We start from the raw sequence: 24,372 nt of genomic DNA, 5'->3' as shown, positions 1-24,372 counted from the left end.
TAGATCCAATTTCTTGTTTATTTTAACAAGAAATTGGATGACAAGAATCATTGTATCTTCATATACTAATAATGGTAGTTAATATAAAACACAAATAACAAAAAAGTCATAATGACATGCATTATAGTGATAATAACTATTATAAAAATCAGAATAACCAAAAGCATTAATTAATAATGATAATAATAAAGTCATACACCTATATTTCATCTAAAAGACGGTGTTATAAATAGCATTCTAAAAAAAAGATATTTTTATATTTAGTATACTCGGCACAATTTTTCACATTGGCTAAAGATAGATACTACTCATGATAAATATAAATCTCTCTTCTTTAATACAACGTCTACACCCTATTACTAAAGTGGCTTTAGAAGATGCAGCTGCTCTTGCTGTTTCTGAACGAGCATCAGAAGTTCAAATCGAACACTTTCTATTAAGCTTATTAGAACGCCCAAACAGTGATTTTGACCAATTACTTTCTCATTTTGATTGTTCAGAAAATCTTTTACGCCAGAGTATTAAATCAAGTTTAGAGAACAATCATCAAAATCATGGTGGTAAACCTGTTTTCTCAGCAATGCTGATTGAATGGTTACAAGAAGCTTGGCTTGTTTCTTCTCTTGATCTATCTGAAACAAAAATCCGTTCTGGTGCATTATTACTTACTTTAATCAGTAACCCATTACGATACGGGCAACACAGTTATTCTTCATTATTAGAAAATATTAACCCTGAAACCTTAAAACGAAACTTTGCCGAGCTAACATCACAATCGCTTGAGTCTCAAGTCGCAACATCAGAGCAAACACACGCACGTGAAGATGGCTCTGCATTAAGTCAGTTCACGACCGACTTTACTGGTAAAGCCCGTAAAGGTGAGATTGATCCAGTCTTTTGTCGTGATCAAGAGATCCGTCAAATTATAGATATCTTAGCTCGTCGCCGTAAAAACAACCCGATAGCCGTTGGCGAACCTGGTGTAGGTAAAACAGCGGTTGTTGAAGGTTTAGCACTTAAAATCGTACAAGGTGAAGTGCCTGATTGTCTAAAAGGCGTAGAGCTTTACGGTTTAGACATGGGATTACTGCAAGCAGGTGCAAGTGTAAAAGGTGAATTTGAAAAACGCCTAAACGCCGTACTTGATGAAGTAAAAAACTCACCTACCCCAATCATTCTTTTCATTGATGAAGCACACACTCTTGTTGGTGGCGGTAATCAAGCAGGCGGAAGTGACGCTGCAAACTTACTAAAACCAGCATTAGCGCGTGGCGAAGTAAAAACCATCGCGGCAACAACATGGTCTGAATACAAAAAATACTTTGAAAAAGACCCTGCCCTAGCTCGTCGATTCCAACTAGTCAAATTAGATGAGCCATCAACAGAGCAAGCAGCTTTAATCATTCGTGGTTTACGATCTGTTTATGAAAAATCACACAGCGTTTATGTTCGTGATGATGCAATCACAGCGGCAGCAATGCTATCAGACCGTTACATTTCAGGTCGTCAATTGCCAGATAAAGCCATTGATGTACTTGATACGGCGTGTGCTCGTGTAAATATCAGTTTAAATGCGGTACCTGCTCCGATTGAAACATTACAACAAGAGATTGCTGCGCTAAGCCGTGAACTTGAAGCCCTTAAGCGAGATCAGTTACAACAAACGGGTGATAGACATGCCTTAGCTGCCATTCCTGAGTTGCAAGAACGTATGGATGAAGCGCTAGAAGAGCAAGCGGTGTTACAGCACCAATGGAAAAAAGAGCAAGCTTTTATTTATGAAATGATTGAACTTCGTGCCCACCTTCAATCATTAACCTCTGAAGAGTCAGTCGATACGAATGAAAAATCAGAAGCATCAGAAGACGATTTGCCTAGCTGCCATCACTTTACTGAAGAAGAAACTCGCCAAGCAATTCATACCTGTAATGAGCAATTAGAAAGCGTACGTAGCGCTCATCCTCTTGTACATTTTGAAGTAGGACCTGATGAGATCAGTCATGTTATTTCTGATTGGACAGGGATCCCTATGGGGAAAATGCTGCAAGATGAAGCCGCAACAACATTAAACCTACAGTCTGCACTAACAGAAAGTATTAAAGGCCAACCTTTTGCTATTCAAGCGCTGACAGAAGGATTACAAACAGCAAAAGCAGGATTAGTTAACCCTGATGCTCCAACCGGTGTTTTCTTATTAGTTGGCCCAAGTGGCGTAGGTAAAACAGAAACTGCTCGTGCCATTGCCGACCAAATGTTCGGTGGTGAGCGCTTTATGACAACAATCAATATGTCTGAGTTCCAAGAGAAGCACACAGTTTCTCGCTTAATTGGTTCTCCTCCTGGTTATGTTGGCTACGGTGAAGGTGGAATGCTAACTGAAGCAGTACGTCAACGTCCTTATTCTGTTGTTCTGTTAGATGAAGTAGAAAAAGCCGATCCTGAAGTTCTTAACTTGTTCTATCAAGTATTTGATAAAGGGACATTAAATGATGGTGAAGGTCGTACTATTGACTTTAAAAACACGCTTATCATCATGACAAGTAACTTAGCAACACATGAGATTGAATCTCTTGTTCAACAGTCAAAAGACATTGACGCAAACATTGTTGCCGAGGCTATTCGTCCTACCTTAAATAACCATTTCAAACCTGCATTATTAGCACGTATGAATGTATTACCATTCTTGCCTCTAAATGATGAAGCAATGACCGACATTATCGTACATAAACTTAATAAAGTATCTGCCCGATTAGAGAAACATCATAAATTAACGTTAAGCTACAGTGATGAATTAGTATCATTTATCCTTGCTAATTGCCGTCTAGCTGAAACTGGTGCTCGTAACATTGATGCCGTTATCAACCGTCAATTATTGCCTCAACTTTCGACTCAGCTTTTGGCTCATGACAAAGATGAAGTACATACACAAATTGTCATTTCAATTGATGACCAAGGAACCTTAGGTTATGTCTTTAGCTAAGCCAGACAACCTAAATAATGCCCTACTTGCGATTAGCCAGTCTCTGGCTGATCGCAGCCAATTAGCGTTAACTCTAGACTCTATTTTGGCAGCAGCACGTCAGCTTACTTTTGCTGACCACGGTATTATTTACGTATTAGATCAAACAGGACAAGCACTTATCCCAAGTGTTGTTCATCATAACGAGCAAATATTAGCAGATCACCCTTGGTTACCTTTAACGCTAGAATCAACCAATGAAACGGATCCCTTTAATTATGCGATTCGTAATGGTGAGGTGGTTCTGATTAACGACCTCTATCAATACAATGGTTATTATTGTGATGATATTTATCAATCTGAGACCATTTTAAATCGAAAAAGCCAAAATCTATTAGCGTGGCCTCTCATCGATAACGAACGAAAAACCGTCGGGTTGTTGGTGTTATTCAATTTAAACGTCATTAACGATGAAGCAAGTTTAACCGCATTTTGTCAAATAGCAGCAACCAGTATTCGCCAAGCAGTTTGGCTTGAAACTTATAGCTATATGCTCAAAGAACTGTCTAAAGATAATGCAAGTCTTGTGCGAGAAAACAATCAGTTAAAACAGCGAAAACAAAGCCAATATAACGGTCCTATTGCTGAAAGTGATGTAATGGTTAATGCTTTAGACCGATTAAATAAAGTACTAACTCTGCCCGTTGATATACTTATCCGTGGTGAAACAGGCGTAGGTAAAGAAGTTATCGCTCAGTATATTCACGATAATTCAGACCGTTCACAACAAGCATTGATTGTACAAAACTGCGCAGCCATTCCTGAACAATTATTAGAATCAGAACTTTTTGGTCATAAAAAAGGCGCATTTACCGGCGCAGACAAAGATAAAGTTGGATTGTTTGAAGCCGCTAATGGCGGAACCCTTTTTTTGGATGAAATCGGGGATATGCCATTACTATTGCAAGCAAAATTGTTACGAGTACTGCAAGAGCGTAAATTTAGGCCTCTTGGGGCGAATAAAGAAATCGCGGTAGATGTAAGAGTATTAGCAGCAACGCATGCTAATTTGATGGATAAAATTAAAAAGAATGAATTTAGAGCCGATTTATTCTATCGTTTAAACGTCTTTCCAATCACCATTCCACCACTAAAAGAACGACAAGCGGACATTATTCCTCTTTCTGAACACTTTATTAAGCAGCTCAGTGAAAGCATGAATATCGAACCACCAGTTCTTAATAAGCAAGTACGTAAACAGTTATTAGAATACTCCTACCCCGGTAATGTTAGAGAACTTAAAAACATCGTAGAACGATCTGTTTTCTTATCTGACTTTGAAACCATTGCATCAATTGAATTTGGAGAAAATGACCTGATTCAAGCAGAAGAAATTACAACTCAAGTACAAGTAGAGCTACCTTCTAAAGAGGACGCAGATGGTATAAACTCCCTTAAAGACATCGTTGGTAGTTATGAGAAAAACATTCTAATTGAATGCTTAAACACTTATAACTGGCAAACAAAACGAGTGGCTGAGTACCTTGCCCTCCCATTAAGTACGCTTAACCATAAAATGAAAAAACACAACATTTCATCTGAGCATACACATTAAATGAAACCATATTTTTTACTTATTCCAGCAGCACTTGTTGTTGCTGGATGCTCTAATAATACACAAAAATTCGATCCTCTCGCACCATACAAAAACGTTCACCTCATAGGGAAGCAATCTCAGAGTATTGGTTCATTTACCTATCTAACTAAAGACAATAATGGATACATAGATAAAGAAGTGATTGTTTATTTTAGTAAAATACCTTTTTTATGTGCTGACTAAGGGGTTTATATCGCTAATTGCCAGAGTAAGATAACTATCTCTAAAACTAAAAATAAAGGCCTTATTTTTAGTTACGATTTAAATTTCTATAATGGTAATTACCCTGCAAGAGTTGGGAATATGAACATATTACTCCCAAGTACGACAACAAGAAAAATGGATAATATGACTCAGCATGTTTCTGCTGAGTTTAGTGAAGAACAATTCTTAACAGCAGATAAATTAGAGGAAGCGACGTTTATTTCAATGAAGCCTTCTTAATATAAGTAATACCAATCGTAATAAAAAACCGCCCTCAGGCGGTTTTTTATTCGAAATTAACTTATACCTTGATCTGATGGCGCCGATCGAGTTTCAGCCTTATCTTTTATCCAATCTTTCAACCATTTTTTCTGCTTCTCTTTATCTTTATCCAGTTCTTTCCATTTAGCTTGTGCTGATATGTCTAAGCTAGCTGATTTATCTCCCTCTTGAGTCCAAGGTAAACCTTCCTCATAAAAGCTCTCACTTTTTGGCAATGTTATCGCTAATGGAGAACCTGAAAAGTATTTACTCTCCCCCTTATCAATACCTTCTTGGTATAATCCCAAAAGACGTAATTCAGAAGAATAAATCTCATCGTTCTTATCATCCAATATCGGCCCAAATGGTCTTAATCCTTTGACCTTTCTTCCTGTTGGAGAGATATAATCCAGATCAAATTTCATGATATAGAGTTTTTTCGATGCTAATGCGGTCTGGTTTAAAACAAAATCAGGCGTTTGTTTAACTTGCTCAACGACCAGTGATGCAAAGTTTAATAATTCACTCTGATTTTCACTCTTTATATTTAATTCAACGACTTTCGATTTAATGTTACTATAGGTAAACAATTCAGTGCGGCGATCAATATCTACTTTATAACTAATATCCATTACATGATGAAGAGAGTTAAAGTAACTTGGTCCTTTTGCATTATCTTTAAACAGAGAAGTAGAGTTTTGCTCTTCAATACTTAACTTTAGCTGCATAGTGATCTTATCAAGATTGAAACCAATACTCTTATAATCTTCACGGTTATCTTTATCTGCTAATAAAGCCACATAAATCGATGCTGGTTGCTCTTTACTCCAATCAAACTGTTGAGAACTAATTGGCTTTTGTTTATCAAACCATTCAAATTTATTTCCTATATTTAACGCCGCAACCGATGTGATATTTCCTTCTATATAGGGCTTTTTACCTGCACCTTTACTACTTTCATTAGCTTTAACAAAGCTTTCAACGAGCAAATCAGCTTCATTAATTACCGCACTTTTATTACCTAACCCATCAAAGAGATATAACGGTTTAGTTGATGCATCAACACTTCCATAGGTACTGTTGTCATCAATACCATAGTGAATATTGCTCATATCGTAAAGCACGCCACCAACATCCAGTTTTTCTATCGAAACTTTATGCTGATTAAGCTTAAAAAAATACGACAGAGCTTTGTATTTACCATCTTGTTTCCACGTATCAAAATTTTCATACCAATAACCAGAAAACAGAGGTTTAAGTCCGGGGATTTCATACTCACCGAACCAATAGGTTGGTTCAAATTCAACAGCGGTTAACGTTTGTTTTTCGTCTTTATCCGCTGCATAATCATCGCCTAATTGCTGTGTGTAGTATGACGTCAATTCTTTATCTGATGGCCCACACACGGTTAAATCAGACACTTCTTTTGCTGATAACAAGACTTGATATTGAGGGCCATCAACATCAAGCCAGCCACGATCACAACCATAGCTTAATGTTGCTTTAAAGAATTTCTTCGCATCTTCTGACGCGTCTTTGGTCAATACAACTTGTAACTTAACACGAGTAAATGGCGTAATACACTTTGTTTTACCTTCTTCTTTCCACTTTGAATAAGGCATCCATGATTTATCATCATCTCGATCGTTAAGCACCAATAAACGACTAAAACCAATATCGTCTGATTTTACATCTTGAGCGGTATTGTCAAACAACTTAGCAAAATCAACAAAACCATTCTCTTTATCATCCATATACAAACTGGTTTGCACAGGGAACCCGGTATTAAACGTACCTTGAATTTTAGCTCGTTTAACTAAATGTTTCGTTGCTTCATCCAATGTTGCTTTCTTATTCTTATTGGCATATTCCACAAAGAAAGAACGTGCTTGTGATGCGCCAGTTTTATCATCTCTTACTCGGTTAAGCCAATTCTGAGCCATGGTATTGTAAGACGACAAAGGGGCTTCCCAATTATCATTAAGAATATAAGTTGCTATGTAGTCTTGAACTCGATCACTTATGAGTTCTTTTTTATAATCACTATTTGAGCTACTCCCTAGCGATATTCTGGCAAGCAATTCAATTAAACCATTTAACGCCAAAGCTCGAAGTAAGAAACGTTTTTGTAATTCTTCTGATGTTTTATTCGCCTTTAGAAACGCTTCTACCTCTTCTTTTTTTGTTAACTGCTGTTCAATTTTTACCTTAAACCCACGATACTGTTGCAATACTTCAATGTGAATTTTACCTAACTGGTTTAGCTCATTAACGTTCTTATATTTGGCTTTAAAATCCTTATAAGCCCCTTCTGTTAATATTGAATCTAAAAAGCTTAACCCACTGTCTGCAATAGTAGCACCCTCTTTAATTAACATAACCCCAGCCGCGACAGGGGCGATAGGGGTTAACATTGCCACCCCCATTAAAGAGTTGAATACTGCTGATATTTGCTCTTTTTGATTATTATCTAACCCAACATCAATCGCCTGTTTTGCTTGACGAACTTTCTCTAAGTCAATCATACCCGTTCGGCTAGGAGGTAAAGCTAATGAGTAGGTTGGAGGCAATAGGCTTATTTCAACACGTCTATCTTCCGCTAACGCTGAATCGTCCCCAGTTTCACTCATAGCAACTTTAGCGTTGCCTGCACTTATTGGTTGAGTGTTGCCATGTGACAAAGTAATAATACGCTCAGGTAATGTGTTATCTTCTTTTGCTTTATCTAAAATTGCCTGCTCAACTTGTTTCGCGCGATCCTCAGCAATCGTCTTATTCGCCTTATCACTGCCAATTCGCCCTGCGTGCCCATCGATTTGAATTCGATAATCTGGGTGTGTTTTTAGTAGTTCTGCAATTTTCTCACAAACTTTATCGATATCACTACGTAATGTCGTACCTGTATTTGGTAGCTCCGACGAATTAAATTTGAAGTTAATATGAATAATCGCACGAGAGCCTTGCGTAATAATACGCGCTATTTGCTCCTTACCGTCATTATTCAAAACCTTAGTGGCATCTGAAAGCTGCTTAGTCCAGTCCGCCTCGGCTTTTACCATCACAATTTTTTGCAAATAATCAGTGGTTGCATTATCAAAGTTTTCTTGTTCTTTAGTCGATTGTTTCTCTAATTCTCCTTGTTTATCTACTAGCTGATAAAAATCATACATACTGCCAATACTGTCTATAATAGGTAAGCCTTTAGCCAATTTTGTATAAGCACTTCCTTCAAACCAACTTGCCGCAAGGTTTCGAGTACTAACGGATGTCCCATGCTCTTGAAAGTTTTCTTTCATCTCTTTTAGCGCGTTCTGCATAAACGTTTTATTAGCAAAACCGTTACGCACCATTCTTCCAAAAGTTTGTGGAGCAGTTAAATTAAATCGTTGAACTCTTTCGGTGAGCTTAACTGCATCAGTAAACGCATCACGCGCCTCTTTGACCGATTGCAACCCAAACAAGAAACTCGCCCCAGCAGTAAGCGGCTCTGGTAAAACACCCTCAACGGTTAATTTACCCCAAATATTTTTTGCCACACTAGTTGCAATTTGTTGGCTAGATAAATCACCAAATACACCAATGCCTTTTGTCGCAAAACCTTGAGCGTAAGATTGCGCTGTCTTTTGCACTGCGGATGCAACACCAAGCGTGGCGACACCAGTGCCTTTCAACGCCACTGTATTTCCTTGCTGTGTTATAAAATCAGAATAGCTAGGTAGTGCCGTTGGATATTGATAAATTAGACACTCTTCAAGCGAGATCAAATCACCACATACCATCGCCAACTTACCAAAACCGCTTATTGGTTTAAAAGTGACTTTTTCATGCAACTCATAAGTATAGACGTCTTGCACCGTTTTGCTGTCAGGATGCTCAATACTAGCTTCAAATTTTAGTTGCCCTTGCTTTACTGAATCAGGAAAAGTAGCTTCTATACCTTCATCTAAAATTGCTTTCTGTCGTTCTAAATATTCTTCAACCCAAAAACGCGTGCGAAGCAGAAAATAACCATCATCAATCAATTTAGGATCAAAATTAAACACGACACTAGGTGTTATTTTCTTATAATCTTCTGGGTTATTTGTTTTATCATCACTTGGATCAGGTTTAGTGACAAAACTCGTGGCCAAGACTTTTTCTACTTCACCTGAATTGTCTTGTTTTGATTTCACTTGAATAAGAGAAACCTCTGCCCCCACATACAAATCACTGCTAAACACCACCCCAACTGAGTGAAAAGCAGGAGTAATGATGCCTTGAATTTCTGTTACGTCACTCGCTTTAATTTTGTCATACCAAACATTGTAGTCATTCTGCTCATCTGTCAGCGGCTTATCGAACTCTTTATAGGGCCCTGCTAACTGCTCAACACTTATTTTACTGATAGTAAATTCAATTAATTTAGAATATTTTTCTTCCGTGTTTAATTTATTGGAATAAATATCTTTTAGTGAATCGTTTAACGCTTTAACGTTGGAGTGTGTTTCAGCCAGTTGTCCAATCACATTTAATGGCGGAAACATTAATGAATATGGTTTATCTAAATTTAACTCACTAACCGTTAATGGTTGCTTATGACGCAAAAAGGTTTGTTTTTTTGCTACGGCTTCAGGTGCTGTATTCTCATCAAAATAACCCAACTGACATAATAAACCGTCTTTATTCGTGCCCCATAATACTGGCTTTTCAGCATCATCAACCAAAACAGGCGTAAAAGGAATTGGGCGAACATTGCACAAATCATCAGCCTCAGTTACATCAGATGATTGATGCCAGGTTGTTTCAACCTTCTGCCCCTCTTCATCTAGATAACTTGTAAAGTAAGCCCCTAATAAATAAATTCCGTGATCATAGGTTTTTAAGGTAGACATTACTTGCCCTCCTTAAACCATAAGCCATTATTTGCTAATCCATTATATAAAATAGCGTCGCCAGATAGCGCCCCATAATAAAATGCACGCCATGACCACACACGATCTCCAACGCGATCAACAATTCTAACTTTAGCAAAACTATCTAATGCACTAAAATGAGCATCTTTCCCTAAAATTTGAGCTGGCGTATAGTCTGTGGTCATTTGCTTAACAGTTAATTCTTTAGTATCAAACATCCAAGCAAAACTTTGATTTGAACCCCATGCAAAACGTCCTGTTGGACTAATAGATTTAACTCTAAAAATTCTTTCTTTATCACTTAATGATCGGTCTGAACTTAAAACAAATAAACGTTCATTTGTCTTTAAGTTATAACCCACAACTGCGGCATCGGTGACTTTGATAATTTTATCTTCAGTTAGAACTGCTTCAGTACGAATTTTAAAATCAATCTCATTAATTTCACCAGTCTCAGAATCCCAACGAGAATAACGATTACGATATCTCTCATGATACAAATAACGGCTGTCTTCAGACCAAAGCATATTAAGTGGAGAAGTAGTCTTCTGTACAACTGTCACCTTACCCGTTTTTAAATCATACACACCTTTCTGACCACCGGAGCCAGCCCAAGCAACGTAACGATTATTTGGTGAACGAGCTAAATTACGAATAGATGCAAAACCAATGGTGGCATCCGTTACCAAACGTAAATCAGTGCCATCGGTTTTCATACTCCAAATCTTAACCCCACTCTCATATTCATCTTTTGAGCTTGAGTTCGCCCACGCAAATTGAAAACGCGGTAAATCGTATGAGCTAGCGTCATTGAGATCTTCTTTTGGCCACTCTTTTGCTTTTTCAATAAAGTAACGAGGAAAGTCTTGATACATTACTTTTAAATCTTTTTTTGTCGTGAATTGAATGTCACCACTGCTTTCCATGGTGTAATAGTTACTCTCACCCACATAGGTACGATCTGGGTGTTGCTCTGCTCTTAATTGAGCCGCTTCTGCTGCCACACTTTCAGGGTCATTACACCCCATTAGAGTGATGCTAAATAGTGCGAGTAATAGTATTTTTTTCATTGTTCTAGCCTATTAATTCTGAAATTTTAATTTTTGTTTTCAAAACGGATAATTCGTATTCTGTTGTCCCTAAGTCAGCACTCGCGCCGCGAAGAATATCCACTTCTTCAACTTCTTTTGGCCAACCAGAAAAAGAAAGGTTTAAGAAGCCTTCATCATCGGCTTTTGCTTGTCTGAAATAAACTTTCTGTGACCATTCTTCCTCTTCATTCCTTAACATAAAGAAATCATCAGGTTGGTCTGTCGTGCTACAAATACGGTAACGTAATGTGATTTGATTTTTTGGTGGCATCACAGTGATTGCTGCAATGTTACTACCATTCTGCTCGTTGATAATATGAGAACCAAATGAGGTATTTTTTGCCATAGGAAGTGTATAAATATGCTCTCCATCAAACGCTTGTTGCTGGCTATAAACCGACATTTCCTCAATGGATACCGCGATATTGGCATAATTAGATTCTAGTGAGCTTATCTCTGTATCAGATAATGCCGCTTGGCTATAACTCACATAACAATCAGTCTGTACCTCGCCTAAAATTTTATAAGGTAACCAGACATGAGGCATTGGATAACTCATTGCTTCACGTTCATTAGACGCTTGATTTTTTATTGGACTTTCATGCGTTTCAAGTAAAATCTCATCATGCTCAAAATCAACAAATTTTAGCTCGACCTCTTCTGCGAGCAGGTTAAATACCCTTGCTTGTTCGCAAATATCCAGTTCTCCAGAAAATACCTTTTGCCCTTGCTGATATAATTCAAACGTCTCAAAAGACACATTCGCTTCAGGAAAAAACTCAGACGCATTTATATTTACATGTCGCGTGGCCAATGGCTCTTTTCGTTCATGCTGAATATCGAGATCACAAAAGTAACCATTAGAATCAATCGTAATTTCTCGCCATACTTTGCCATTCCAAATAACATAAAAGAAACCGCTTCGGTATAAAGAATATTCTTCTCCTTCCTTCTTCATTGGTACCACTGGCACTAACACATTATCCCATTCATCCATCTTTGTTTTTTTCTCAACAGGTTGAACGTTTTCGGCAAGCAGTAATTTTAAGGGTTGTGGCGTGCCATTCATTGGAATGGTGAGGTAAAGGTTTCTTGGCTCTGGCTCTAAATCTTTAAAAATGGCGATACTGCGATGAGCAGCATGAATATCGGCTCTTGGTTTGGTTATTTTTTCTTTTAGTTCATCAGACTTAGCAAGCAACAAAGAAGCCGCATTATTTGGCCACTGTCCTGCGAACTCCACCACGATTTTATGCTCTGGTGTTAGTTCTACTGGGTTATATTGAAGGCTACGAGATAACACAATATCATCAGTGACAGCTTGAAAGTTTGCTTTTACATACTTTGTAGATTGAGTCTCACTCACTCGCGCCATGTGTTTGTTTAACTGCGGGTATTGAACGAGTTGAGTATCTGATAGCGGTTTAGTTCGCTTTGCTGTCGATACTGCTATCCACTCACCTTTTACCAATTTTTGGTTTAAAGCGGTCAATAATGAATGCGTATTTTTTGTAGAAGAAAGCGCTAAAGATTCCCTTAACGGAGATGGGAGTGACTTTACAATATTTTGTGAATTTTTCTCACGAGAAAGCAGCCTAACGACCTCGTCAGGAGTGAGAATATACTCTAGCTCTTGGTGTGATAAAGAGAGGCTAGGAATAAGTTTGCAAGTAAAATGCATGTAGGTCTCCACAACCATTAACAAAATTTCAATATTGGTTGTAGTGATATTTAAGCTGATAAGGCTTAGGTATAACGATTTGGTTTGTAGATTTTACTGATATTTATAAATTCATTCAATCACTTGCTGAAATTAAAGTCTGATTTAAAATAATGAACACTCTAAATGTGATATTTAGCACAGAAAACCACCACCAACGTTAGCGAATAGTCTAAAAATCCAGACACTTTAACCAAAGAGCTCGTAGTGGGATATTCTGCTAAAGTTTATTCTTATACCTATAATTATCTGAACATTATTACTGGCTAAATCACTCAATAGTTGCGTTAAAAATTATTATTGTAGAATAACTACTTATTAAAAATTTTTGCCTTACTCTATAAGTGATTTTCCTGCGTAATAATAGATCATCTAGTTAGTTACATTGGTGTTACTACAAAAGCTCAGTACTAGATCAAATTCCAGATACAACAAAACACGCCACTAAGCGCTTAATTTTCAATGAGTTGGAATATTAAAATAGGAACAATCTCTTGAGGAGGATAAAAAGAGATTGGAGCGTACAGCGGGAATCGAACCCGCATCATCAGCTTGGAAGGCTGAGGTAATAGCCATTATACGATGTACGCACATCGTTGGAACGAGATAGATAATGCCATACTGAGCGCAGAGGTAAAGCCTTTTTTTACACTTAACTAATTGATTGCATGATATTTAAGCATAAGTTACAAATTTTCACATCTCACACCATATAACAGGTATAAATAGTAAGCACCGCTACCCTGTTTTCTCATTAGGTAATGTGGACGATGCTTACTGTGCGTCATTACAAAAAATTGCTTAGATTTTAATTCAATAGCAGGTGGCTGCAGCAATAATAGATAAAAGACTAACCTAATCTGATCACAAGTTTATTTTTATTGATAGTATTAACAGGAGTTAATCTCGCTAATATAAACACCAAAGTCGTCTGTGCAATCAAAGCTAATACAAAAATTAATGGACTCTCAACAAGACCCGCGATAACAAAACTAACCAAAGCGATGCTACCGTTTAATAATGCATAAGGCAGTTGAGTTCTAAAATGCTCAAACTGATCACAACCAGCCCCTGTTGATGATAAAATAGTCGTTTCAGATATTGGGGAGCAATGGTCACCAAATAAGCCACCAGATAACACAGCACCAATACAAGCGTATAATGGCGCATCAATCGCTAGAGCCGTTGGAATAACTAAAGGCATCATAATTGCGAACGTTCCCCACGATGAGCCAGTGGCAAAGGAAATGATTGCAGCTAATAAGAATGCAACCGCCGGAACTAACCAATTAGGAAAACCACTTTGAGCTTGCTCTGCAATATAAGCCGCAGTGCCCAGCTCTTTACCAACAGAACTTAATGACCATGCAAGGATTAAGATGATCGCTACTTGCATCATATTACCCATGCCTTTCATATAAACTGATATTCCTTCCGACCACCCTCTTACTTTATAAAGAGCCATTAAACAAATTAACGTGGCAGCAGCAAAGAAATAAGCGGTTGATAAGGCAGAACGAAAAACAGAACCAGAGACTTTTTCAAACGGGAATCCTAAAGGCACAAGCATAAAACTCAGAACCAATCCCATAACAAGTAATGGTGCCCATACGAATGAGGCTTTTGCATTTTTATGCGTGAATATTTCTTTAGATGCTTCTGATGATACGTGTATTTCACCTTTTTCAGCGGCATTTTCTGCTTTTGCCATCGGACCAAAATCCAATTTTTTAAATGCAACAAGAGGAACTATCGCAATTGCTAAAATTGCATAAAACTGGAATGGGATCGCACCGATAAAGGCATCCCAATCGGATAATTCAACATGTAAAGCGGTAAATTCTTTTTGAATTAATCCCATGATATAAACACCCCATCCAATAAATGGGATCAAGATAGCAACGGGAGAAGATGTTGAATCAATAATAAAAGCCAGTTTTTGACGAGATACTTTTAATTTGTCGAAAAGAGGACGAAAAACAGGACCGACAATTAAAGGTGTACCTAAATCAGAGAAGAAAATAATAATTCCACCTAACCACGCTGAGGTTTGGGCTTGAAACTTGCTCTTAACCCATACAGTGACTTTATCTGCAAATGCATAACCACCACCAGACTTCTCCATCAATGCAACAAAGCCACCAATAAAGACAAGCAGTACAATAACGCCAGCATTGTAGCTGTCCGTTAGTTGTGGAGATATATAACTTTTTATCATTACACCAAACGTTTCTAATGGGTCGGCATGAGTAAATAATCCATTAATCATAGCAACCCCGCTAAGAACTCCGGCAAACAAACCCACTGCAACATTTTTTGTTGTAAGTGAAATAAAGAGTGTAATGACAATGGGTATTAGGGAGGTAATGTCTGTCTGGTCCATAACGATATTCCTTTTGCTACCGCATAAAACAAATTAAATATAAATTCATTATTTATGACTATATATATTTACAATGATTATGTAAACACTAAAAAACCCACTCTTTAAAATTAACGATTTTCTTACAATAATTCAGTCATTAACACAAAAAAGATACCCATCCGATATATAAATAAAGGCATTGGAAATCATTAATATTTAAAATATGTTAGGCACAAAAAAGCCGAATGATTTACTCTCATTCGGCTTTTTTATTTAAGATTTTTAGCTAGAAATAGTTAACTGTCTGCAGGAAACACAACGCCCGTTTGTTTACGGATCTCAGTGGTTACTTTTGAAATCAACAATGAGCGCTCAACCGCATGTTTATCTATTTGATTCACTTCTACTTGCTCTGCAAATTTAAGCGCTTCATAGAACATTGGATTTGAGTTCTGCTCTACAGTTAAGTTTTCTGTTTCTCCACCACGATTGATTTTAATTACTTTCTCACCAATCGAAATCATGTCAGCCAAGATTGCACCATTCTCACCTTGGATCTCGCTAGGTACATAAGAATCACTGGTTTTAGAGTGCATCACAACCACATCAAAGCCATCATAGCCGCAAATAATGCTGCCGTTACCATCAACACCTGATTCTAATAAATGCGCTTGTGCTTGAATTGATGTTGGCTCACCAAACAATTCAATCATTGAGCCAATACAATAAAAACCAATATCCATAATTGAGCCATTGGAAAAATCAGGATTGAAGGTATTCGGATTTTCACCATTCAAATACTTAGGGTAGCGTGAAGAATACTGACAATAAGTGATATGGGCCTTTCTGATTGTTCCTAAGCTTGGTAGTTGCGCTTTGATTATTTGAAAGTTAGGTAAGTATGGAGACATAAATGCTTCAAACAGAACCACATTATTCTCTTCTGCCGTTTGATACGCCTGTTGTGCCAAGGCGTAGTTAGATGCCATAGGTTTTTCACAAATAACGTGCTTACCTTGCTTCATCATTTGAATAGATTGTGGCGCATGACAAGAGTTAGGGCTCGCGATATATACCGCATCAATCTCACTGCATTCAGCCAATTTATCTAAGTGATCAAAAGTAAGTTCTACGGCAAACTTCTCTGCAAAGGCTTTTGCTTGTTCTAATGAACGAGAATACACCGCTTTTAATTCATATTTTCCTGACGCTATCGCCCCCGCAATAAAACGTTCGGTAATCCAGCTTGTTCCAATAACAGCAAGTTTTATCATTATGGTCTCTCTTTATTGGTTTCTGTGTGTTTTTATTTGCTTCTTAATGCTTCACTTTTAAATTGAACACCACTCCAACCCGTCACCATAAAGTTACGAATATTTTGGTGATCATCATTAGTTGGGTTTTGTAATACATCTTCACGATAATATTGACCGAAGCAAGTCAACGTTTGTTCAACTGTTAATTGATTTAATTGAGCAAAAGCAAAGATCTTACACGAACCACTGTTCTGCCCTGCTTCATTAACGGTATTTCCATTAGAAAACTCCGTTGGCGTAAAATCATAATTAGCCTCAATTACTGACATGGTGTCTGCAAACTCGACCAATTCTGGTTGTATATTTAACCTTTCAATAAACGTGTGTAAAGACATCTGTTCCATCCTTGTTTCTGTTCAATTTGGTGGATAAAAATAAAGCCTAGCTCAATTGAACTAGGCTTTACATTATTTAATTATTTTGCCAGTAAGAACTGCCATTGCTCGTTCTTATTCATGTAATGCACGACATAAGAACAAACAGGAACTATCTGCAAGTTAGATGTTTTCATTTCTGAGAGAAACGATTCCATCATCACTTTTCCATAACCCCTACCTTGCAACTCATCAGGAATACGAGTGCTTATCACATCCAAAATATTCCCTTTCTTTTCATAATAAACTTTTGCTACAGCATTACCTTCTAGAGTAATTAAATAGCATTTGTTATTAGAATCATGAGTAATTGCATTCATACATAATTCCTTCTAATTAATCTGTATGTTATGTCATTTTTATACACTATGGCTCTACTTTAATCAGTTCCACTTCAAAATGCGAGTCTCATTTCCTTCAGTAGGTGCCTGAGGAATATTTAAAGACAATATTAAGGATAATAATGCCATTCCCGCCCCTACATAAAATACCGCAGCAGGAGACACTAACCATATCAAACCAAAACTTACCGGAATAATGACCGCAGCTATATGATTTATCGTAAATGCCACACCAGCAGTAGATGCCATATCAGCAGGATCCGCAATTTTTTGGAAATACGTTTTAATAGCAAGCGCTAGCGCGAAGAATAGATGATCAATAATGTATAAAGCCGTCGCAATTTCGGCAGTTTGCACTACAGCATAACCAACAAACACACAAATCAAACCTACATATTCAAACATCAGCGCTTTACGCTCACCGACAACACCAATCCAACGTCCTATTTTTTTAGCAAATAGCCAATTAAATGCGTAGTTAGCAAGGAACAATAAGGTGATATCAGCAGCAGAATAACCAAACTTTTCTACCATTAAGAAACCAGCAAAGACCGTGAATATTTGACGACGAGCACCACTCATGAAGGTTAATGCGTAATATAACCAGTAGCGTTTACGTAATACTAATTTCTTAGTTTGAGGCGTTTCACTTTTAAATTCAGGGAAAGCAAGCCACATAAATATAATGATAGAGAGAGCAACAGAGCCTGCAATTAAGTAAATCCATTTAAACTCTAGCTGTATCACTTCAAGCAATATCCACAACGCACCATATGTACATAATGAGGCCAATGCGCCAACTGATATGAGTTTGCCTAACATCTCAGGCGCTTCTTCTTTGGTAAACCATTGCAGTGATAATGATTGCTTTAAAGTCTCAAAGTAGTGAAAGCCCGTCGACATTAATAACGTAGTACACAATAGACCATATACACTAGGGAAGAACCCCGTAATAGCAACACCGACAGCCAACATGCTCAAAGAGAGGATCATGAATTTTTGTTCACGAAGAAAAAGAAGGACGAAAACAGCAGTAAAAGCTAGAAATCCAGGGATCTCACGCACGCTTTGCAATAAACCAATATCTGCACCTGTAAAGGCAGCTTTTTCGATAACGAAGTTATTCAGCAAGGCACTCCATGCCGAAAACGCAATCGGAACGACAATCGAGATTAAAATAAGAAAGGTTTTTGGATTTCTCCAATGAGCAGTGCTCGACATGGTAGTGACTCTCATTAATGTTTATATTATCGATACAATAGCATATATTTAATTAATTCTAGTTCATCTTATAATGATCTTTACTTTATTTACCTACTCCCCCTGTTTATTGCTTAAATAAGCTCACCAAATACTCCATATTTTCAGACAACACTTCGGTATTTGAATAAACTCCTACTACACCTTGTCGGTGCTCTGTCATTGGTAACGTCGCAATGCTCTGCTGCTTCATTTTGTCTTTAATCTTATCAGTATAAGGCATAATCGCATCACTCATCTTAAGCATATCAATGCTGGCTTTTAACGAGTCCAATTCATAAACAACTTTGGCTTGCTGTGCTTTAATTGCAAACGTTTCAGCCCCTTTATCATTCAGAACCTTTCCATCTCGGCTATGATCCGGCGTTACTTTTATCTGTGGGTAATCATGTCGGCTCAACTCTCTGTTATTCAGTAATGGATGCCCTTTTCGAACATATAAGGCTTCACGCTCTGTGAATAAGGGAATAAAACGCACTCGGTTACGAGAATCAATATTTTCTATCTCATGACCTATAAAGAGATCAATATCACCATTGAGTAAATGACTTAACATCGACAGACCATTTCCAAATTCAATATAAAGTGAATTTTTAGGGTTTGTTTCGATAAATTGTTTAATCACATCAGCCGCAAAACATTCCCACCACGCTTCACCAATCCCTATTTTTATCTTTCCTTGGCTACGAGCTTTCATATCAGATAATTGATGCATCATCTGGCCATGTTTTTCATAAATATCTTGAACATAACGATAATACACCCAGCCAGCACTGGTTAATTCGACCCCTTTAGACTTTCGATGAAACAAAAGCGTCCCAAGTAAATCTTCAAGCTTTTTGATTGCGGTAGTAAGCGTTGGTTGACTAATGAACAATTTATCCGCAGCACCTTTAATACTGCCTTGACGAGCCACTTCATAAAAATATCGGTACTGCTTTTCCATGATTATTATCCATATCATAACTTCAGCTCTACCATACCTGTGATATAAATTTTTTCTATATCAGAGTTCAAATTATCAATTATTCATACCCATTTAATTTCGTTATATTAGCGCTACTTTCTTTAATGAATATTGGATATCAAAATGGAAAAACGTTGGTGGCATAACAGTGTGGTGTATCAAATTTACCCACGTAGCTTTTGTGATTCAAACAATGATGGCATTGGTGATCTACAAGGTATTATCAGCAAACTCGATTACTTAACTACCCTTGGTATCGACGTTATTTGGCTCTCTCCTGTTTATCAGTCTCCAATGGATGATAACGGCTACGATATCTCTGATTATCAAGCCATTGCCGCTGAGTTTGGTAGCATGGATGATATGCGCGAACTGATGCAAAAAGCAGAGCAACGAGGCATTAAAATCGTCATGGATTTGGTGGTTAACCATACCTCTGATGAGCACCCTTGGTTTGTTGAATCTAAGAGCAATAAAAACAGTGAATACCGTGATTTTTATATCTGGCGTGATGCTGGCGAAAACGGCGAAGCGCCAAGTGATTTAGGATCTATCTTTGGTGGGACTGCATGGGAGTGGGATGAAGAGAACCAACAATACTATTTCCATTTATTCTCAAAACGTCAGCCCGACTTAAACTGGGAGAACCCTGCGGTTCATCAAAAAGTGTTTGATATGATGAATTGGTGGATTGACCAAGGCATTGGCGGCTTCCGTTTAGATGTGATTGATTTGATTGGTAAAGAAGTCGATAACAAAATTACTGGCAACGGCGAACGTCTTCACCCTCTGCTTCAACAAATGAATAAAGCAACCTTTGGTAATAAAGACTTATTAACCGTTGGTGAAACATGGGACGCAACACCAGAAACAGCACAGCTTTATAGCAACCCTGCTCGTAACGAACTATCAATGGTGTTTCAGTTTGAGCACATTACTCTGCTATGGGAAGACGGAGATAAGTGGAAGCCAAAACCATTAAATCTTAATGCCTTTAAGCAAGTGATGATCAAATGGCAACTTGAGTTAAGCAATAACGGCTGGAACTCTCTATTTTGGAATAACCATGATTTACCGCGTGTTGTTTCTAAATACGGCTGTGATGGTCAATATCGTGTTGAGTCTGCGAAGATGTTAGCGACAACGCTACATTTACTAAAAGGCACACCTTATATCTTCCAAGGTGAAGAGATTGGCATGACAAACGTGGCGTTTGATACCTTAGAAAAATACAAGGACATTGAAACGCTGAATTTCTACAAGGTAAAAACAGAAGCTGGCGTTAGTCATGAAACCATGATGAAAGGCATTCATGCCAATAGCCGTGATAATGCAAGAACACCAATGCATTGGGATAGCTCTGCTCACGCGGGTTTTACTCAAGGATCGCCTTGGATCAAGCTGAATCCAAATTACCCTGAGATAAACGTTGCTGCTGCTTTAGAAGATAACGATTCTATTTTCTATCATTATCAAAAACTGATCGCTCTGAGAAAGCAGAATCCTGTAATTGTGTATGGTGATTTCATTCCACTGTTTGAAGATCACCCAGCGGTATTTGCTTATGAGCGTAAAGATGAAGACCAACATTTAGTGGTACTAAATAACTTTACGGCTGAATCTCAATTATTAGTGCTGCCTGAGCATTTAGTGAACAAAGAAGTTGAATGCTTAATTGCTAACTTAGAACCTATTAGCCAATTAAATACAGAACTGACGATTAAGCCTTATCAAAGTATCGTTGTAAGACTGTAGTTACCATTATTGAACCACCTTGTAGCGCCCTATTGCTTATCAATTAGATTAGTTTTCTATTGATAATTATGCTTTTGGTATGGGGCGTTACACTCACACTCCCTTTTTTTATTCCTATTTCTATTCTTACATCCCTTTAAATAAACTCTGAGCGCTGCGGCTAACGGGCAGTTTTGACTCTCCAATGTGTACATGTAAATGCCCTAGCAAGTCTTTTTTTACTTTGTCTATTTTAGCCACGTTGACAATGCTTGAGCGATGGATATGCCAAAAATGGTCCGGATTTATCTTCTGCTGTAACTCCTTAAGTGAACTGCGGAGCAAATACTCGGTCACTTTATTATCTGCTTGTTTTGTATAAACAGAAACATACTTATCTTCTGCTTTAAAATAGAGTACATCAGAGATTGAGAGAAGGTGTAAATCATCTCCTTGATAGGCTTTAATCCAACTTAAATATTCTGGTTTTTGCTGTGCTGATAGCTGCTGAATTTGAGCAAACAGATCACTTAATGCCCCTTGATCTTGTTTGGGCTCTAAGTGTTTATCTTGCTGAGTTAACCTTTGTTTCAGTTTTTCACAGGTAGCTTCAAGTCTGGTTTCAGGTATGGGTTTCAACACATAATCAATCGCATTGGTTTCAAACGCTTTTACCGCAAATTCATCATAAGCGGTAATGAAGACAATTAACGGCGCTACGGTATTTTTTTGTAATTTTTCCGCCAATGCCATGCCGTCTAATTCTGGCATTTTAATATCAAGAAAGGCAATATCTGGTTGGTGTTGCTCTATTGCATCAAGCGCTTCTTTACCGTTAGCACATACCGCCATAATATCTAAATCAAGCCAAAGATCGGATAACATTTTTTCTAAATGGAATCGTAATAAAGGCTCATCATCGGCAATAATGGCGGTCATCAACTTACTCATGAATATTCCTTATTTAGTTGAAGCAGCTTATCAGATGGAATAATCAGCTCTGCATTTACACCACCTTCTTTATTTTCAATGATACGAACGGAAGCACTGCCATCGAACAGATCATACAATCGCTGTTTGATATTATTTAAGCTCATTCCATGCCCCTTACTCAATGGCATCGATTCTAACCCAATACCGTTATCCGAGATGACAACAATAAACTGGTTATTCTCTTGCTTAAACTGAACCATAAGCTGTCCTCCTTGCGCACTCGGCTCTATACCATGAGTAATCGCGTTTTCAACCAGAGGCTGAATGAGTAAAGGAGGCAGCGAAATTGTTCCACTCAGTCGGTTCTCAATCTTATACGTTAAACGATCACCTAAACGGATCTGTTGAATTGATAAATACGCACTTAATAATTCGACTTCTTGCTCTAGTGTAATTAGGGGATTACGATTTGTTTTTAGTGTGCCTCGAAGTAAATCCGTTAATTTCTCCAACATCAATTTGGCTTTACCACTGTCTAATTCGATTAACGCACTAATGTTAGCTAAGGTATTAAACAAGAAATGAGGTTCTATTTGGCTTTGAAGTTGGCTTAATTGACTTAATGCTAAGGCTTTTTCTTGCTCTAATTGCTTACGCTTAGAAATCTCTAATGCCTGCTCTGCCTGCAACGTTTTCTCTGTGGCGTGAAAGTAATAAAAACAGATCCCGGTAAATATCAATCCTAATAATACAATCGGTTGTAATGCTTCTAAAGTTGCGAAATCATCGTATTTATTTAGCCATAATGACGCGTGAAACGTTCCTAATGTGATAGAAAGCACCATGGCTAATACGGTGGAATACGCTTTTTTTAAAGTGGGAAAGTTATTCTCTAATACAAATGAGCATAAAACGGCACTGTAACCATAACCAATACTAATAAGAACGTGTTCATAAAAAGGAGATGGCCAAATATTGCTCGTCATCATGGCGATAACAAGACAAAACACAGTCGTAATCGCTAGGCTTTTTACTATCTGAATCGCTACTTCTTTTTGTTTATTTATCGTTACCATTAAAATCGTCCTTTTAGGTTCAATAACAGCATATGCTTATCGGATAAATTTGCATACGCTGAATCACCCGATCCTGTTAAAAAACGTGCGGCAAGTTCCATTTCAATACTCGAATCACCCGAATCATGCAGCAAATAATTTAACCACTGAGTTGCTATCACGCCATTATCTTCTGGTGAGTAAAGCACATCAAATGTTGGGGTAAATTGACTTAACCATGAAATATCTCGGCTCCATTCCCATGCGGACCATGCGTTAGGATCTAAGCTCCAATGAAACATCATGTTATGTTGAACCATATTCGCCTGATTAAAGCCTTGTTGATACGACGGTGTTGCTGCAGTAAGCGCATTATTCCACTCGTTTTTACTCCATGCTCGGCTGTCATACCAATACTCTAAAACGACACTGCTTCCGATTTCATTTGCCCACGTAAATCCGACTAAGGCTTGATACGCATTTTCTTCTTTTTCTAAAGTGACAGGATAAAGTGTGTTATTTGGCTGCTGATAAGAAAAATACTTTGATTGATATACCGCCGATCCATGAAACTCCCACGCGGCATCTAGCACAGTAACAACACTCGCACCCAATAGCCCCTGTCGAACATCGTCATAATAAGCAACCCATTGGTATTCTGTATCTCTCACTAACGCATAACGTCTTATTCCAATTCCTTGCTGTTCGCTTTGCTCCTCTAACTCGCTCCCTTCTTGCTGAGTCCATGAGGAATTGGTATAAATTAATGACCACTCTCCTTGGTTATCAAAATAGGATACCGAAGCAACACCAGCCCCTTCTTCTACTTGTATACCTACGGGATTACGGCGATATGGCGTGAATATATCAAGAGGGCGATAACCATATCCAACACCCCAATCCACTCTGACTTTACCTAGTTGTAGATCCAACGATGTATTGGCGATATCAACACTACTTTGCCAAAACAGTTCACTGACAATTAACTCAGCTTCTGCACTTTTATCTTGAGACTCAAGACTTGAGTGGTAATAGAGATCATTACCTTTAAGTGCCACCACCGCATTCCAATCTTGATAGCCAATTTGAACGTCTAATACACCATTAATGGACTCTTGATGCTCGTTATCTGTTATTGAAGAGAAAACCGTCTCTCTTTGTTGAACCGTTTCGGAACTAAGCATCCAATCCCACTCGAAAGTCATCTCTGAAGATTGAGTACTAAAAGAAGCCAACCAAGCAC

The 24,372-nt window shown here is 37.8% G+C and carries 17 protein-coding genes and 1 tRNA gene; 5 read left to right on the top strand and 13 right to left on the bottom strand.

Annotated features, from left to right (window positions below):
• The first annotated feature begins 310 nt into the window (after positions 1-310).
• From tssH to AC2IP4_RS18490, 4 genes are all read left to right on the top strand, one after another.
• The gene (gene tssH / locus AC2IP4_RS18505; protein WP_375320728.1) at positions 311-2,980 is read left to right on the top strand and encodes a type VI secretion system ATPase TssH; all 2,670 of its coding nucleotides are present in this window, start codon (positions 311-313) and stop codon (positions 2,978-2,980) included.
• The gene (locus AC2IP4_RS18500; RefSeq protein WP_375320729.1) at positions 2,967-4,574 is read left to right on the top strand and encodes a sigma 54-interacting transcriptional regulator; all 1,608 of its coding nucleotides are present in this window, start codon (positions 2,967-2,969) and stop codon (positions 4,572-4,574) included. Before tssH ends, AC2IP4_RS18500 begins: the two co-directional genes overlap by 14 nt.
• Complete coding sequence (locus tag AC2IP4_RS18495) at positions 4,575-4,799, top strand: hypothetical protein (RefSeq protein WP_486307410.1); 225 nt, start codon at positions 4,575-4,577, stop codon at positions 4,797-4,799.
• A 120-nt stretch (positions 4,800-4,919) separates the two neighbouring features.
• The gene (locus tag AC2IP4_RS18490; RefSeq protein ID WP_375320730.1) at positions 4,920-5,060 is read left to right on the top strand and encodes a hypothetical protein; all 141 of its coding nucleotides are present in this window, start codon (positions 4,920-4,922) and stop codon (positions 5,058-5,060) included.
• 56 nt (positions 5,061-5,116) lie between these two features.
• Here AC2IP4_RS18490 and AC2IP4_RS18485 read toward each other — a convergent pair whose 3' ends face one another.
• The 10 genes from AC2IP4_RS18485 to AC2IP4_RS18440 form a co-directional block, all read right to left on the bottom strand.
• Positions 5,117-9,952, bottom strand: a complete 4,836-nt coding sequence (locus AC2IP4_RS18485; RefSeq protein WP_486310828.1) for an OmpA family protein — start codon at positions 9,950-9,952, stop codon at positions 5,117-5,119.
• Positions 9,952-11,043 (bottom strand): TolB family protein, encoded by a 1,092-nt coding sequence (locus AC2IP4_RS18480; RefSeq protein WP_486307408.1) that lies wholly within the window; start codon positions 11,041-11,043, stop codon positions 9,952-9,954. Before AC2IP4_RS18480 ends, AC2IP4_RS18485 begins: the two co-directional genes overlap by 1 nt.
• A 4-nt stretch (positions 11,044-11,047) precedes the next feature.
• Complete coding sequence (locus tag AC2IP4_RS18475) at positions 11,048-12,745, bottom strand: hypothetical protein (RefSeq protein WP_486307407.1); 1,698 nt, start codon at positions 12,743-12,745, stop codon at positions 11,048-11,050.
• Positions 12,746-13,299: 554 nt separating this feature from the next.
• Positions 13,300-13,374, bottom strand: a tRNA-Gly gene (locus AC2IP4_RS18470).
• Positions 13,375-13,634: 260 nt separating this feature from the next.
• Entirely contained in the window at positions 13,635-15,167 is a 1,533-nt protein-coding gene (locus AC2IP4_RS18465) for a Na+/H+ antiporter NhaC family protein (protein ID WP_486307406.1), read from the bottom strand.
• Between the two features lie 278 nt (positions 15,168-15,445).
• Positions 15,446-16,423 carry a Gfo/Idh/MocA family protein gene (locus tag AC2IP4_RS18460; protein WP_486307405.1) on the bottom strand — a complete coding sequence of 326 codons (978 nt, stop codon included), beginning with the start codon at positions 16,421-16,423 and terminating at the stop codon, positions 15,446-15,448.
• Positions 16,424-16,455: 32 nt separating this feature from the next.
• The gene (locus AC2IP4_RS18455; protein ID WP_105055837.1) at positions 16,456-16,800 is read right to left on the bottom strand and encodes a HopJ type III effector protein; all 345 of its coding nucleotides are present in this window, start codon (positions 16,798-16,800) and stop codon (positions 16,456-16,458) included.
• Positions 16,801-16,880: 80 nt separating this feature from the next.
• Positions 16,881-17,159: a GNAT family N-acetyltransferase gene (locus tag AC2IP4_RS18450; RefSeq protein WP_105055836.1), complete on the bottom strand. Its 279-nt coding sequence runs from the start codon at positions 17,157-17,159 to the stop codon at positions 16,881-16,883.
• 63 nt (positions 17,160-17,222) lie between these two features.
• Complete coding sequence (locus AC2IP4_RS18445) at positions 17,223-18,401, bottom strand: MFS transporter (RefSeq protein ID WP_486307404.1); 1,179 nt, start codon at positions 18,399-18,401, stop codon at positions 17,223-17,225.
• A gap of 106 nt (positions 18,402-18,507) precedes the next feature.
• Positions 18,508-19,386: a LysR family transcriptional regulator gene (locus AC2IP4_RS18440; RefSeq protein ID WP_486307403.1), complete on the bottom strand. Its 879-nt coding sequence runs from the start codon at positions 19,384-19,386 to the stop codon at positions 18,508-18,510.
• Between the two features lie 144 nt (positions 19,387-19,530).
• On the opposite strand from AC2IP4_RS18440, the gene AC2IP4_RS18435 reads away from it, so the two are divergent.
• Complete coding sequence (locus tag AC2IP4_RS18435; RefSeq protein ID WP_486310827.1) at positions 19,531-21,162, top strand: glycoside hydrolase family 13 protein; 1,632 nt, start codon at positions 19,531-19,533, stop codon at positions 21,160-21,162.
• A gap of 126 nt (positions 21,163-21,288) precedes the next feature.
• On the opposite strand, the gene AC2IP4_RS18430 is transcribed toward AC2IP4_RS18435, so the two are convergent.
• The 3 genes from AC2IP4_RS18430 to AC2IP4_RS18420 are packed head-to-tail and all read right to left on the bottom strand — an operon-like array spanning position 21,289 to position 24,334.
• Positions 21,289-22,092 (bottom strand): LytR/AlgR family response regulator transcription factor, encoded by an 804-nt coding sequence (locus AC2IP4_RS18430; RefSeq protein WP_375320739.1) that lies wholly within the window; start codon positions 22,090-22,092, stop codon positions 21,289-21,291.
• Entirely contained in the window at positions 22,089-23,150 is a 1,062-nt protein-coding gene (locus AC2IP4_RS18425) for a sensor histidine kinase (protein WP_486310826.1), read from the bottom strand. The genes AC2IP4_RS18430 and AC2IP4_RS18425 overlap by 4 nt, the downstream gene beginning before the upstream one ends.
• Entirely contained in the window at positions 23,150-24,334 is a 1,185-nt protein-coding gene (locus AC2IP4_RS18420; protein WP_486311207.1) for a hypothetical protein, read from the bottom strand. Before AC2IP4_RS18420 ends, AC2IP4_RS18425 begins: the two co-directional genes overlap by 1 nt.
• Positions 24,335-24,372: the final 38 nt, after the last annotated feature.

The organism is Aliivibrio thorii, from assembly GCF_057368585.1.
Note: the sequence above shows the minus strand (reverse complement) of the source record. Positions and strands in the feature narration are given on the sequence as shown.

What these genes read in the sequence shown, in the direction of transcription:
- tssH (WP_375320728.1), top strand. Translation starts at nt 311, where the DNA reads ATGATAAATATAAATCTCTCTTCTTTAATACAACGTCTACACCCTATT.
- AC2IP4_RS18500 (WP_375320729.1), top strand. Translation starts at nt 2,967, where the DNA reads ATGTCTTTAGCTAAGCCAGACAACCTAAATAATGCCCTACTTGCGATT.
- AC2IP4_RS18495 (WP_486307410.1), top strand. Translation starts at nt 4,575, where the DNA reads ATGAAACCATATTTTTTACTTATTCCAGCAGCACTTGTTGTTGCTGGA.
- AC2IP4_RS18490 (WP_375320730.1), top strand. Translation starts at nt 4,920, where the DNA reads ATGAACATATTACTCCCAAGTACGACAACAAGAAAAATGGATAATATG.
- AC2IP4_RS18485 (WP_486310828.1), bottom strand. Translation starts at nt 9,952, where the DNA reads ATGTCTACCTTAAAAACCTATGATCACGGAATTTATTTATTAGGGGCT.
- AC2IP4_RS18480 (WP_486307408.1), bottom strand. Translation starts at nt 11,043, where the DNA reads ATGAAAAAAATACTATTACTCGCACTATTTAGCATCACTCTAATGGGG.
- AC2IP4_RS18475 (WP_486307407.1), bottom strand. Translation starts at nt 12,745, where the DNA reads ATGCATTTTACTTGCAAACTTATTCCTAGCCTCTCTTTATCACACCAA.
- AC2IP4_RS18465 (WP_486307406.1), bottom strand. Translation starts at nt 15,167, where the DNA reads ATGGACCAGACAGACATTACCTCCCTAATACCCATTGTCATTACACTC.
- AC2IP4_RS18460 (WP_486307405.1), bottom strand. Translation starts at nt 16,423, where the DNA reads ATGATAAAACTTGCTGTTATTGGAACAAGCTGGATTACCGAACGTTTT.
- AC2IP4_RS18455 (WP_105055837.1), bottom strand. Translation starts at nt 16,800, where the DNA reads ATGTCTTTACACACGTTTATTGAAAGGTTAAATATACAACCAGAATTG.
- AC2IP4_RS18450 (WP_105055836.1), bottom strand. Translation starts at nt 17,159, where the DNA reads ATGAATGCAATTACTCATGATTCTAATAACAAATGCTATTTAATTACT.
- AC2IP4_RS18445 (WP_486307404.1), bottom strand. Translation starts at nt 18,401, where the DNA reads ATGTCGAGCACTGCTCATTGGAGAAATCCAAAAACCTTTCTTATTTTA.
- AC2IP4_RS18440 (WP_486307403.1), bottom strand. Translation starts at nt 19,386, where the DNA reads ATGGAAAAGCAGTACCGATATTTTTATGAAGTGGCTCGTCAAGGCAGT.
- AC2IP4_RS18435 (WP_486310827.1), top strand. Translation starts at nt 19,531, where the DNA reads ATGGAAAAACGTTGGTGGCATAACAGTGTGGTGTATCAAATTTACCCA.
- AC2IP4_RS18430 (WP_375320739.1), bottom strand. Translation starts at nt 22,092, where the DNA reads ATGAGTAAGTTGATGACCGCCATTATTGCCGATGATGAGCCTTTATTA.
- AC2IP4_RS18425 (WP_486310826.1), bottom strand. Translation starts at nt 23,150, where the DNA reads ATGGTAACGATAAATAAACAAAAAGAAGTAGCGATTCAGATAGTAAAA.
- AC2IP4_RS18420 (WP_486311207.1), bottom strand. Translation starts at nt 24,334, where the DNA reads ATGACTTTCGAGTGGGATTGGATGCTTAGTTCCGAAACGGTTCAACAA.